Source organism: Pseudomonas sp. 02C 26, assembly GCF_002843585.1.
Taxonomy (GTDB): Bacteria; Pseudomonadota; Gammaproteobacteria; order Pseudomonadales; family Pseudomonadaceae; genus Aquipseudomonas; species Aquipseudomonas shirazensis.
Window position 1 is genome coordinate 4,739,981 of record NZ_CP025262.1, and the last position, 12,252, is coordinate 4,752,232.

Consider the following 12,252-nt stretch of genomic DNA (forward strand, 5'->3'; position numbering starts at 1 on the left):
CTGCGGCTCAGGTCCGGGTCAACTGCAAGCCGCGCCATTCAAACGGCACGGGTGCCAATACCTGATCGATGTTGGCATCCTGCCACAGCTGGGCCATGCGCTTGCCCTCACCGGGATGGACCAGCTGCGGCGCGATCTGCGACAACGGCAGCAGCACAAAGGCGTTTTTCAGAATCTCCGCCCGCGGCAATTCCAGGCCATCGAAGCTACCGTGCAGATCGTCATACATCAGCACATCGATATCCAGCGGCAAGCCCTTGCGCTCAGGCGCGTAGCGGCCGTTTTCCGCCTCGATCAACTTCAGCCGACGGTCCAGCTCGAGCAGCGGCAGGTCGGTTTGCCCGGTCACCACCAGGTTGTAGAACGGACCACTCTTGATCCCCACCGCCTGGCTTTCGAATACTGCCGAGCAACGCATGTCGCCGAGAAAGCTGGCCAGCGCGTCGAGCCCCGCACACAAGTGCCGCTCGCGCTCAACATTGCTGCCCAGCCCCAGATATACCGTGCTCAGAGACATCCGCGCTCGATCTCCACGCCAACACCACCACGGGCCGCCGGCACCGCGCCCGGCTTGGTCAGTTTCAGGCGTATCCAGGGGATATTGAATTCGGCCATCAACAGCGCGACCAGGCGCTCGGCGAAGGTTTCTACCAGTTCGAACCGCGCCTGTTCGGCAAAGGCCTGAATGCGCGCCGTGATGGTGGCGTAGCACAGGGCCAGGTTGAGGTCGTCAGTGGCGGCCGCAGGGCGGTTGTCCCACGCCAGACTCAGGTCCAGGCGCAGGCACTGGCGAATCTCCCGCTCCCAGTCGTAGGCGCCGATTACCGTATCGACTTCCAGGCCTTCGATGAACACTCTGTCCAAGCACTTCTCTCCACAGCACGACAAGGGCGACTGGCGCCGTTAGAATCAAGGCGTCCTCGCCCGGAATAGTTAGCATGTTTTGGTTATTGGCGATGCTCGCCTACCTGCTTGGCTCGCTGTCCTTTGCCATTGTTCTGAGCCGCCTCAGCGGTAACCCCGACCCTCGCTCAAGCGGTTCGGGCAATGCCGGGGCGACCAACATGCTGCGCCTGGCTGGGCGCAAGATGGCGATCCTGACCCTGCTGGGCGACCTGTGCAAGGGCATCGTGCCCGTGCTGCTGGCCGAGCAAGCCGGGCTGGGCCTGCAACAGCAAGCCTGGATCGGCCTGTGCGCGGTCATCGGCCACCTGTTCCCGGTGTACTTTCGCTTCCGTGGCGGCAAGGGCGTAGCCACTGCCGCCGGCGTGCTCCTGGCCCTGTACATTCCAGCTGCCTTGCTGGCTATCACGGCCTGGCTGATGACCTTCTACCTGACCCGCACCAGCTCGCTCGCCGCATTGATCGCCACTCCGCTGACCCTGCCATTGCTGGCCTGGCGCGAGCCGGCGGCGCTGCTGCCGATGAGTGTGCTGACGCTACTCATCGTCTGGCGCCATCGGCGCAACCTGCGCGACCTGTTCGCTGGCCGCGAACGGCATTTCTGACGCCGCCCCAACCCTTAAAAAAACCGATCAGATCGGCGGCAACTGCTCCATCGGCCAGCGCGCCTGCACGCTGATCGCCAGATCCTGCTGCTGCCCGGCCAGCAAACGCTGACAACCGGCATAGGCGATCATCGCGCCGTTGTCAGTGCAAAAGCGCGGACGCGCGTAGTAAACATTGCCCTTGATCGTTGCCAGCATGCCTTCCAGCGATGCGCGCAACGCGGTATTGGCACTGACCCCGCCGGCAATCACCAGGCGCTTGAGGCCGGTCTGCTGCAGGGCGCGCTTGCACTTGATGGTCAGAGTGTCGACTACCGCCTGCTGGAACGCCAGCGACACGTCGCAACGGGTTTGCTCGGTGTCGTCACCGGCATCACGGCACTTGTTCCAGGTGTTCAGCGCTGAGGTCTTGAGGCCACTGAAGCTGAATTCCAGCCCAGGGCGGTCGGTCATCGGCCGCGGGAACGTGAAGCGCCCCGGCACACCCTGCTCGGCCAGGCGGGCAATTTCCGGGCCGCCGGGGTAATTCAGGCCGATCAGCTTGGCAGTCTTGTCGAAGGCCTCGCCGGCGGCATCGTCCAGGCTCTCGCCGAGCAACTGGTACTGGCCGATGCCATCGACCCGAACCAGCTGCGTATGGCCGCCGGACACCAACAAAGCGACGAACGGGAACTGCGGCGGCTGCTCTTCAAGCATCGGCGCGAGCAGGTGACCCTCCATGTGATGCACGCCGATTGCCGGGATATCCCAGGCAAATGCCATCGACTGCGCACAGGAGGCGCCCACAAGCAGCGCGCCGACCAGGCCCGGGCCTGCGGTGTAGGCAATTGCGTCGATATCGCTGGCCACTGCGCCGGCATCCGCCAGTACTTCGCGGATCAACGGCAGCATGCGCTTGACGTGATCGCGCGAGGCGAGCTCGGGCACAACGCCGCCGTAGGCGCGGTGCAGGTCGATTTGACTGAACAGTGCATCAGCGAGCAAACCGCGTTCACTGTCGTATAATGCGACGCCGGTTTCATCGCAGGATGTTTCCAATCCCAGTACTAGCATGGGTCTGTGCCTTGTTTAGGCTGAATTCGAAGGCGCGCATGATAGTCCCCGTGCCCAGTGCCGACCAGCGGTTTTCGATCAGAGGCTTTGCATTCCGGTCAGCTTAGCGTTAACATCCGCAACCCTTGAAAACCGACGTTCTCCAGCGCATCTTTATTTTTGTCAGGAGCACGTCTACCCCGGTAACGAACGAAGGTAGCCCTGGATGCCAGCCGTCAAAGTAAAAGAGAACGAACCCTTCGACGTAGCTCTGCGTCGTTTTAAGCGCTCCTGCGAAAAAGCCGGTGTACTGGCTGAAGTGCGTAGCCGCGAGTTTTACGAAAAGCCAACTTCCGAGCGTAAGCGCAAGGCTGCTGCTGCAGTCAAGCGTCACGCGAAGAAAGTGCAGCGCGAACAGCGCCGCGCCGTTCGCCTGTACTAATACAGACGTTCGTCGCAAAGCTTCTGCCCTGCCCGGCTAACCCCGGGCAGTTGGCAGCAGCAGCTTCAAACCTCAGGCGCGAGCCCGAGGCGCCAGCTACCTAGAGCAGCCGGCAACCGTAACACACGTCAGAACTGGTCCTCGCGACCAGGCGTGCCGTCCCTGTCTGACGAGCCCTTGTGGCTGGCGACGCGCACACTCCCCTCGCTTGACCCTCACTGCATCGCACCGCACCCATCATTCCCGCACCCTTGCGTTAGCGATTAGACTTGCCGACTGCACGATGACGAGACTGCCATGGCCGGGCTGATTCCCCAGAGCTTCATTGACGACCTGCTTAACCGCACCGACATAGTCGACGTGGTGAGTTCGCGCGTCCAGCTGAAAAAAACCGGCAAGAACTACTCCGCCTGCTGCCCGTTCCACAAAGAAAAATCGCCGTCGTTCACGGTCAGCCCCGACAAGCAGTTCTATTACTGCTTCGGTTGCGGCGCCGGCGGTAACGCGCTCGGCTTCGTCATGGACCACGACAACCTGGACTTCCCCCAGGCCGTCGAAGACCTCGCCCGCAGTGCCGGCATGGAAGTCCCGCGCGAAGAAGGCCGGCGTGGCAACAAGCCACGTCAACCGACCGACTCGCCGCTGTACCCTTTGCTGGAAGCTGCCGCCGAATACTACCGCCAGGCGCTGCGCAGCCATCAGACGCGCAAGGCGGCCGTTGATTACCTAAAGGGTCGTGGCCTGTCCGGCGAAATCGCCCGTGATTTCAGCCTGGGCTTCGCCCCGCCCGGCTGGGACAACCTGATGAAGCACCTGGGTGCCGACAGCCTGCAGCAAAAGGTCATGATCGATGCCGGCCTGCTGATCGAGAATGCCGAAAGTGGCAAGCGCTACGACCGCTTCCGCGACCGGGTGATGTTCCCGATCCGCGACAGCCGTGGCCGGATCATCGCCTTTGGCGGCCGCGTGCTGGGTGACGACAAGCCCAAGTACCTGAACTCGCCGGAGACCCCGGTATTTCACAAAGGCCAGGAGCTGTACGGCCTGTATGAAGCGCGCAAGCACAACCGCAGCCTCGACGAAATCATCGTCGTCGAAGGCTACATGGATGTCATCGCCTTGGCTCAGCAAGGCCTGCGCAATGCCGTAGCGACCCTCGGCACTGCCACCAGCGAAGAGCACCTCAAGCGCCTGTTCCGGGTAGTGCCCAGCGTGCTGTTCTGCTTTGACGGCGATCAGGCCGGTCGCAAGGCAGCCTGGCGTGCACTGGAGTCGACGCTGTCGAGCCTGCAGGACGGTCGCCGCGCACGCTTTCTGTTCCTGCCCGAAGGCGAAGACCCGGACAGCCTGGTCCGTGCCGAAGGCACCGACGCGTTCCGCGCGCGCATCATTCAGCACGCACAACCGCTGGCGGATTACTTTTTCGAGCAATTGAGCAACGAAGCCGATCCTCGCTCACTGGAAGGCAAGGCGCACATGGCGACCCTGGCTGCACCGCTGATCGAAAAAGTCCCCGGCGCCAACCTGCGCCAATTGATGCGCAACCGGCTCAAGGAAATCACCGGGCTGGATACTCAGCAGGTCGAGCAACTGACGCAGAACGCGCCAGCGGCCAGCGTGCCCGATTACGACCCAGGCTTCGACTACGACGCCATGGCCAGCTACACCCCCGACTATTCCGACGCGCACCAGCCCGACTACGGCGCGCAGCAAGAGCAGCGGCCATGGACGCCGAACAAAGGTGCCGGCAAAAAGCAGTGGGAGAAAAAACCCTGGGACAAGAAAGGCGGCAAACCCTGGCAACGGGATGGCCAGCGCGAGGCGCCGCCACGGGTGCCGGCGCCGGTCGAACCGCCAACGCTGTCGGCCTTGCGCACCCTGCTGCATTACCCGCTGCTGGCTGGCAAGGTCGAAGACGCCAGCCATTTCGCCGATGAAGAGCATGTGTACAACCAGCTGCTGATTTCGCTGATCGAAGCTGCACAGAAGAATCCTAAGCTAAGCTCAATGCAACTGATTGCACGCTGGCACGGCACTGACCAGGGGCGTTTATTGCGCGCCCTGGCAGAAAAGGAATGGCTGATCGATGCCGATAACCTTGAACAACAGTTTTTCGACACCATTACTAGCTTATCCGCCCGCCAACGCGAGCGCAGCCTGGAACATCTGATGCGCAAAGCGCGTCAAAGTGACTTGAGTCCAGAGGAAAAATCTCAGCTTTTGGCCCTGCTGAGCCGCAAAGTTCCTGCACAAAACCCGACCTCATCTGGCGCGTGAGGCCCTTATTCGGGTATAATCCTCGGCTTGTTTTTTTGCCCGCCAAGACCTTCAGTGGATAGGGTGTTATGTCCGGAAAAGCGCAACAGCAATCTCGTATCAAAGAGTTGATCACCCGCGGTCGTGAGCAGGGCTACCTGACTTACGCGGAGGTCAACGACCATCTGCCTGAGGATATTTCAGATCCAGAGCAGGTGGAAGACATCATCCGCATGATCAACGACATGGGGATCAACGTATTCGAGACTGCTCCGGATGCGGATGCCCTGTTGTTGGCGGAAGCCGACACTGATGAGGCCGCAGCCGAAGAAGCCGCCGCAGCACTGGCTGCTGTCGAGACCGATATCGGCCGCACGACCGACCCGGTGCGCATGTACATGCGCGAAATGGGTACTGTCGAGCTGCTGACCCGCGAAGGCGAGATCGAAATCGCCAAGCGGATCGAGGAAGGCATTCGTGAGGTCATGGGGGCTATCTCCCATTTCCCGGGTACTGTCGACTACATCCTCGGCGAATACACCCGCGTCACCACCGAAGGTGGTCGCCTGTCCGACGTATTCAGCGGTTACATCGACCCTGACGACAATATCGCCACGCCGTCCGAAGAAGCCCCGCAGCTAGGCGCCAAAAACGCCGCTGCAGCCAAGGACGACGAGGAAGAGGACGAAGAGAAAGACGACAGCGAGGAAGAGGAAGAGACCGAAAGCGGTCCCGACCCAGTTCTCGCCCAGCAGCGCTTCGGCGCCGTGTCCGATCAGCTCGCGATTACCCTCAAAGTGCTCAAGAAGCACGGCCGCAGCCATGCCGAAAGCATTGGCGCGATGCAGGTTCTGGCCGAGCTGTTCATGCCGATCAAGCTGGTGCCCAAGCAGTTCGAGGTGCTCGTCGAGCGCGTTCGTGGTGCCTTGGACCGTCTGCGTCAGCAAGAACGCGCAATCATGCAGCTGTGCGTACGTGATGCGCGCATGCCGCGTGCCGACTTCCTGCGCCTGTTCCCGGGCAACGAAGTCGACCAGACCTGGAGCGGTGACCTCTCCAAGCGCAGCACCAAGTGGGCTGCAGCGCTGGGCGAAAAGAACGATGCCATCGTCGCCTGCCAGCAGAAGCTGGTAGACCTTGAAAACGAAACCGGTCTGACCGTTGCCGAAATCAAGGACATCAACCGTCGCATGTCGATCGGCGAGGCCAAGGCCCGTCGCGCCAAGAAAGAGATGGTCGAGGCCAACCTGCGTCTGGTGATTTCGATCGCCAAGAAGTACACCAACCGGGGCCTGCAATTCCTCGATCTGATCCAGGAAGGCAACATCGGCTTGATGAAGGCGGTCGACAAGTTCGAATATCGTCGTGGTTACAAGTTCTCGACGTACGCCACCTGGTGGATTCGTCAGGCCATCACCCGCTCGATCGCCGACCAGGCACGCACCATCCGTATTCCGGTGCATATGATCGAGACGATCAACAAGCTCAACCGTATTTCCCGGCAGATGCTGCAGGAAATGGGTCGCGAACCGACCCCGGAAGAGCTTGGCGAGCGTATGGAGATGCCTGAGGACAAGATCCGCAAGGTGCTGAAAATCGCCAAAGAGCCAATCTCCATGGAGACGCCGATTGGTGATGACGAAGATTCGCACCTGGGTGACTTCATCGAAGACTCGACCATGCAGTCGCCAATCGATGTAGCTACCGTCGAGAGCCTCAAGGAAGCGACTCGTGATGTTCTGGGCGGCCTGACCGCACGCGAAGCCAAAGTGCTGCGCATGCGTTTCGGTATCGACATGAACACCGACCACACCCTTGAAGAGGTCGGCAAACAATTCGACGTAACCCGTGAGCGGATTCGTCAGATTGAAGCCAAGGCGCTGCGCAAGTTGCGCCACCCGACCAGAAGCGAGCATCTACGCTCCTTCCTCGACGAGTGATGACAAACCCCGGCCCAGGCCGGGGTTTTTCTTGGCCATTGAAAAAGTGCCAGCACTGACCGCGCAGTTGTCGGGGCAATCCCGCCAGCTGTTGAATTCCTGCCGAAGTTAATCGTCTTACCCTCACACCCCGCAGCAATGCACGGCTACACTCGAATTCAGACTATCTGCCTAGAGGCTGCTATGCCGAAAATGCCGGCCCTACTGTTGCTGATCCTGTTTTACTGGAGCGCAACGGCCGGCGCCCTGACCCTGACCGAAGACGAGCAAGCCTGGCTCAGCGCCCATCCACAGCTGCGCCTGGGCGTGGACGCATCCTGGCCCCCGTTCGAGTTTCGCGATCAGGAGGGCCTCTACCAGGGACTGGCCGCCGATTACATCAATGTGATCCAGGAGCGTCTTGGCGTCACTCTCAAACCAACCGAGCCAAAAACCTGGAGCGAGGTGCTTGAGCTTGCCCGCAACGATCAACTCGATCTGCTGCCGGGCGTGATGTCGACCCCGGAACGGCAGAACTACCTATCCTTCACCCGCCCATACCTGGACTTCCCGATCGTTATTCTGGCCCATGAGGGCGGTCGCCAACCGCGCACCCTCAAGGATTTGTACGGGCTGAAGATCGCGGTGGTGGAAAACTACGCGCCCCATGAACTGCTGCGCACCCACCACCCCGACCTCAATCTGGTTGCCCTGCCCAATGTCAGCTCGGCCCTGCAAGCCTTGGCGACCGACGAAGTGGACGCCGTGGTCGGTGACCTTGCTTCAAGCATCTGGAGCCTGCGCGAGCTCAAGCTCGATGGGCTCTACGTCAGCGGCGAAACACCCTACCGCTACCAGTTGGCAATGGGCGTACCCCGGGACAACAAGCAACTGGTGGCCATCCTCGACAAAGTCATCGCCGATATGAGCAGCGATGAAGTCAATGACATCCAGCAGCGCTGGGTCGGCAACGTCGTCGATCAGCGCAGCTTCTGGCACGACATGCTGCTCTATGGCCTGCCGACAGTTGTGCTGCTGATGCTGGTTCTCGCTGCCGTCATCCGCATCAATCGCCGGCTCAGCTCGGAAATATCCCGGCGCATAGCGCTTGAACAGGAACTGCGCAGCAGCGAATACCATTACCGCAGCCTGGTCGAAAGCCTGTCGGCGGTCGCATGGGAAGCCGACGCCAACGATTTCACCTACAGCTACGTCTCGCCCCACGCCGAAGACCTGCTCGGTTACAGCCTGGGAGACTGGCTCAGACCCGGTTTCTGGAGCAGCATCGTGCATCCCGAGGACGCGCTCTGGGCCAAGGCTTACTGCGACAGCGAAACTGCCGCCGGCCGCGATCACAGCCTCGACTACCGCGTGATCCGCGCCGATGGCCATACGCTGTGGGTGCGCGATATCGTCAGCATGATCGAGCAGGGCCAGCGCTCGGTGATGCGCGGCCTGATGATCGATATCAGCGAGACCAAGCGTACCGAGCATGCCTTGCGTCTGTCCGAGCAGAAGTTTGCTTCGGTGTTCCAGCAATGCCCGGATATCCTCCTGATTGCTCGGCACAGCGATGGCTGCCTGCTTGAGGTCAACGAAGCATTCGAGGAGCAGATCGGCCTCGGCCCCAATCAGGTAATCGGCCGCACCGCTACCGAGCTTGGTCTGTGGGGCGTCAGCGGCAGCGGCCCGAGCGTACTGGAACGCTTGCACCTGGGCGGTATTCGCAACCTCGAGATGAGCTTCCGGCGCAGCAACGGCGAGTTGTTCACCGGCCTCACCTCGGCGGAGACCTTCGACCTCGACGGCACCCCGGCGCTGGTCGTGGCCGTACGCGACATCAGCCAGCTGAAGGAAACCCAGCAGCGCCTGCAGATCTCCGAAGAGAAATTCGCCAAGGCCTTCCACGCCTCGCCCGACGGCTTGCTGCTGTCCAGGCAGAGCGACGGCCTCCTGCTCGAGGTCAATGAAGGCTTCTGCCGCCTAACCGGCTACAACCTTGACCCGCGCCTTGACCAAACCTCGCTGGACCTGGGCATCTGGGTCGACCTCAACGAACGCAAGCTGCTGCTGAGCAAACTCAAGAAAGACGGCTTCGTGCGTGATTTCAGCTGCCACATTCGCCGCAGCGATGGTCAGATTCGCCTCTGTGAGCTGTCCGCCAGACCGCTGCCGATTGCCGGCGCCGACTGCATGCTGACTATCGCCCGCGACATCACCGAACGCCATCTCATGCAGGAAAAACTGCAACTGGCCGCCACTGTGTTTGAAAACACTGCCGAAGGTGTGTTGATCACCGACACCGATCAGCGCATCACTGCGGTCAACCGGGCATTCAGCGAGATCACCGGTTACAGCGAGATCGAAGCCCTCGGTCAGACCCCGCGCCTGCTCGCCTCTGGCCAGCATGACAGCGCCTTCTACGTTGCCATGTGGCACCAGCTGACTGCCGAAGGCCACTGGCAAGGCGAGATCTTCAACAAGCGCAAGAACAGCGACCTGTACCCGAGTTGGCTAACCATCAGCGCGGTGCGTAACAGCGAGCGCGAGATCACTCACTTCGTGGCGGTGTTTGCCGACATCTCCAGCCTCAAGCACGCCCAGGCCAAACTGGATTATCAGGCGCATCACGACCCACTGACCGGCCTGCCCAACCGCGCCCTGTTCGAAAACCGCCTGCATGCCGCGCTGCAGTGCTCGCTGGTGTCCAACCGCCAGGGCGCGGTGCTGTTCCTCGACCTCGATCGCTTCAAGCACATCAACGACAGCCTCGGCCACCCGGTTGGTGACCTGCTGCTCAAAGGCATTGCCCAGCGCCTCAAGGAACAGGTGCGCGACGTCGACACCGTGGCCCGCCTGGGCGGTGACGAATTCATCATTCTGCTGCCTGGTCTGCACAAGCCAAGTGACGCCAGTGCCATCGCCAACAAACTGCTGGCCTGCTTCAGCGCGCCGTTCCAGGCCGGCGAACACGAGTTCTTCACCAGCGCCAGTATCGGCATCAGCCTCTACCCACAAGACGGCAGCGACGTCGCCAGCCTGATCCGCAACGCCGACGCTGCGATGTACCGCTCCAAGGCCAAAGGCCGCAACCGGGTCGAAGCCTACACCCGTGACCTCACGGCCCAGGCCAGCGTGCGCGTGGCCCTGGAAAACGAACTGCGCCGCGCCATCGATCGCAACGAGCTGAGCCTGTGCTACCAGCCCAAGCTGAGCCTCAAGACACAAAACCTGGTCGGCGCCGAAGCCCTGATCCGCTGGAACCACCCAACCTTCGGCGACGTTTCCCCAGAGCATTTCATCCACCTCGCTGAAGAGAACGGCACCATCCTCCAGCTTGGCGACTGGGTACTGGAACAAGCCTGCCGGCAGATGCACCAGTGGCAAAAGCGCTATCAGCCGTTCGGCCCGCTGTCGATCAACCTCGCCGGCGCGCAGATGCGCCAGCCCCACCTGGCCAAGCGCATCGAGCAACTGCTCAAGACCTACCAGCTCAAGGCCGGCGACCTGCAGCTGGAGATCACCGAAAACTTCATCATGAGCCAGGCCGAAGAAGCCCTCAGCGTGCTCCATCAGCTCAAGCAGCTCGGCGTGCAACTGGCGATCGACGACTTCGGCACCGGCTATTCATCCCTGAGCTACCTCAAGCGCCTGCCGCTGGACATCCTCAAGATCGACCAATCGTTCATCCGCGGCCTGCCCGACGACCCGCACGACGCTGCGATCACTCGCGCGATCATCGCCCTCGGCCGGAGCATGCAGCTGACCATCATTGCCGAAGGGGTAGAGAACCAGGCGCAGCAGCATTTCCTCACCGCTGAAGGCTGTGAGCAGATCCAGGGCTATATCGTCAGCTTGCCGCTGCCGCCGGAAGAATTCGCTGCAGGCTTCCTGCGTTTAGCACTATCGGATCTTTCGGATGGCACCCATTCAAAACCCTAGCTATAATCCCCGCCACCTCTGGGGCCTATAGCTCAGTTGGTTAGAGCAGAGGACTCATAATCCTTTGGTCCACGGTTCAAGTCCGTGTGGGCCCACCAAATTGAAAGCCGCGCATTGCGCGGCTTTTTTCGTTTCTGAAATATCACTTACGGCCACGCAGCCGCTTCAGCCAGCACCAAGAAAGAGCAGTCCTCATTGCTAACCTTCGGACCAGCCCGCGCCAATGGCTACTTTGAGCCGAATAGCGTTTTTTATCGGCTCATTCTTGAAAACAGCACGCGTCAGGTGAAATCTACAAATCCCGCAACAACAGCGTCTTGCCCACATTACGCAGCACCTGGCTGTATTGCCGGCGCCAGTTATCGCGCCAGAACGCCGCATCGGCGGCGGTGCCGTCGGTGGAGCGGGCGCGGACGATATCGCTGGCGGCGACTTCTTCGGGTTGTTGCTGGCTCAACATGGGGAAGGCCATGTAACCGCGATAGTGCTGCGCCAAGACCTTGTCCAGAGCAGTGCCCGCGTAACCGCCTTGCTCCAGCAGGCGCTGACAGCCGCGGTTCGACAGCAGATAAGCATGGCTGCCGCGGGCACGCACCCGGGCGATGCCACGGCGCCAAGTCAACCAGACCTTGCCCAGGTTTGCGCCCAGGTAGAACAGCTCTGGATCGGCGCTCTGCAGAAATCGGTTGACCTGCTCGACCTGAAACGGCTCGAACGCTACCAGCGTGGCGTCGTCCTCGAGAATCAACACGCGCCGACAGCCGCGCTCCAAGGCAATGCGCGCGCAGTGACCATGGGAATCGAAACAGCCCCGTTCAGGGCTGTGCTGATCGCGCTCGACCAGCACATATTCGATCTTTAGCCCGCTGTCTGCGAACTCGTGTTGCAGCAGCAGGCGGCGATCGGCGCGTTCGCGCAAGCTGATGCAAAAAACGCTATCGACCTGCAGCTGTGTAAGGTCCTTGGATCTGGTCATCCTTCCCGTCTCTGGAACTGCGTAAAGACTTCAAGGGTTATTGCCAGGCATAACGTCCCGGTTGGCCTGACACCCACTGGCGTGTGAACTGCGATTGATTTCAAAAGTATAGATCAACTGCGCCAGTCTGCCCGCGACTGTGCCGCAGTGGGTTTATCTGCGTTATAAGTGTCGTCA

General features: G+C 61.1%; 9 protein-coding genes and 1 tRNA gene. 6 read left to right on the forward strand and 4 right to left on the reverse strand.

Annotated features, from left to right (window positions below):
• Positions 1-7 precede the first annotated feature (7 nt).
• A complete protein-coding gene (gene folK, locus CXQ80_RS21705; RefSeq protein ID WP_101322397.1) occupies positions 8-517 on the reverse strand; it encodes a 2-amino-4-hydroxy-6-hydroxymethyldihydropteridine diphosphokinase in 510 nt (169 codons plus the stop codon).
• Positions 508-864 carry a dihydroneopterin aldolase gene (gene folB / locus CXQ80_RS21710; protein ID WP_101322398.1) on the reverse strand — a complete coding sequence of 119 codons (357 nt, stop codon included), beginning with the start codon at positions 862-864 and terminating at the stop codon, positions 508-510. The genes folK and folB overlap by 10 nt, the downstream gene beginning before the upstream one ends.
• A 74-nt stretch (positions 865-938) precedes the next feature.
• Between folB and plsY the strand changes: the two genes are divergently transcribed.
• A complete protein-coding gene (plsY, locus tag CXQ80_RS21715) occupies positions 939-1,508 on the forward strand; it encodes a glycerol-3-phosphate 1-O-acyltransferase PlsY (RefSeq protein WP_101322399.1) in 570 nt (189 codons plus the stop codon).
• Between the two features lie 27 nt (positions 1,509-1,535).
• Here the strand turns inward: plsY and tsaD are convergent, their stop codons facing one another.
• Complete coding sequence (gene tsaD / locus CXQ80_RS21720) at positions 1,536-2,561, reverse strand: tRNA (adenosine(37)-N6)-threonylcarbamoyltransferase complex transferase subunit TsaD (RefSeq protein ID WP_101322400.1); 1,026 nt, start codon at positions 2,559-2,561, stop codon at positions 1,536-1,538.
• Positions 2,562-2,766: 205 nt separating this feature from the next.
• Here tsaD and rpsU point away from each other — a divergent pair, with 205 nt between their 5' ends.
• The 5 genes from rpsU to CXQ80_RS21745 all read left to right on the forward strand — a co-directional run bounded on the left by rpsU (position 2,767) and on the right by CXQ80_RS21745 (position 11,197).
• Complete coding sequence (gene rpsU / locus CXQ80_RS21725) at positions 2,767-2,982, forward strand: 30S ribosomal protein S21 (protein WP_002551877.1); 216 nt, start codon at positions 2,767-2,769, stop codon at positions 2,980-2,982.
• A 297-nt stretch (positions 2,983-3,279) separates the two neighbouring features.
• Entirely contained in the window at positions 3,280-5,259 is a 1,980-nt protein-coding gene (dnaG, locus tag CXQ80_RS21730; protein WP_101322401.1) for a DNA primase, read from the forward strand.
• 68 nt (positions 5,260-5,327) lie between these two features.
• Positions 5,328-7,178, forward strand: coding sequence for an RNA polymerase sigma factor RpoD (rpoD, locus tag CXQ80_RS21735; RefSeq protein WP_101322402.1), 1,851 nt, complete (start codon positions 5,328-5,330; stop codon positions 7,176-7,178).
• A gap of 183 nt (positions 7,179-7,361) precedes the next feature.
• Positions 7,362-11,099 carry a bifunctional diguanylate cyclase/phosphodiesterase gene (locus CXQ80_RS21740; RefSeq protein WP_101322403.1) on the forward strand — a complete coding sequence of 1,246 codons (3,738 nt, stop codon included), beginning with the start codon at positions 7,362-7,364 and terminating at the stop codon, positions 11,097-11,099.
• Positions 11,100-11,120: 21 nt separating this feature from the next.
• A tRNA-Ile gene (locus CXQ80_RS21745) sits at positions 11,121-11,197 on the forward strand.
• A 194-nt stretch (positions 11,198-11,391) separates the two neighbouring features.
• Here CXQ80_RS21745 and CXQ80_RS21750 read toward each other — a convergent pair.
• Complete coding sequence (locus CXQ80_RS21750; RefSeq protein WP_101322404.1) at positions 11,392-12,075, reverse strand: hypothetical protein; 684 nt, start codon at positions 12,073-12,075, stop codon at positions 11,392-11,394.
• Positions 12,076-12,252 lie beyond the last annotated feature (177 nt).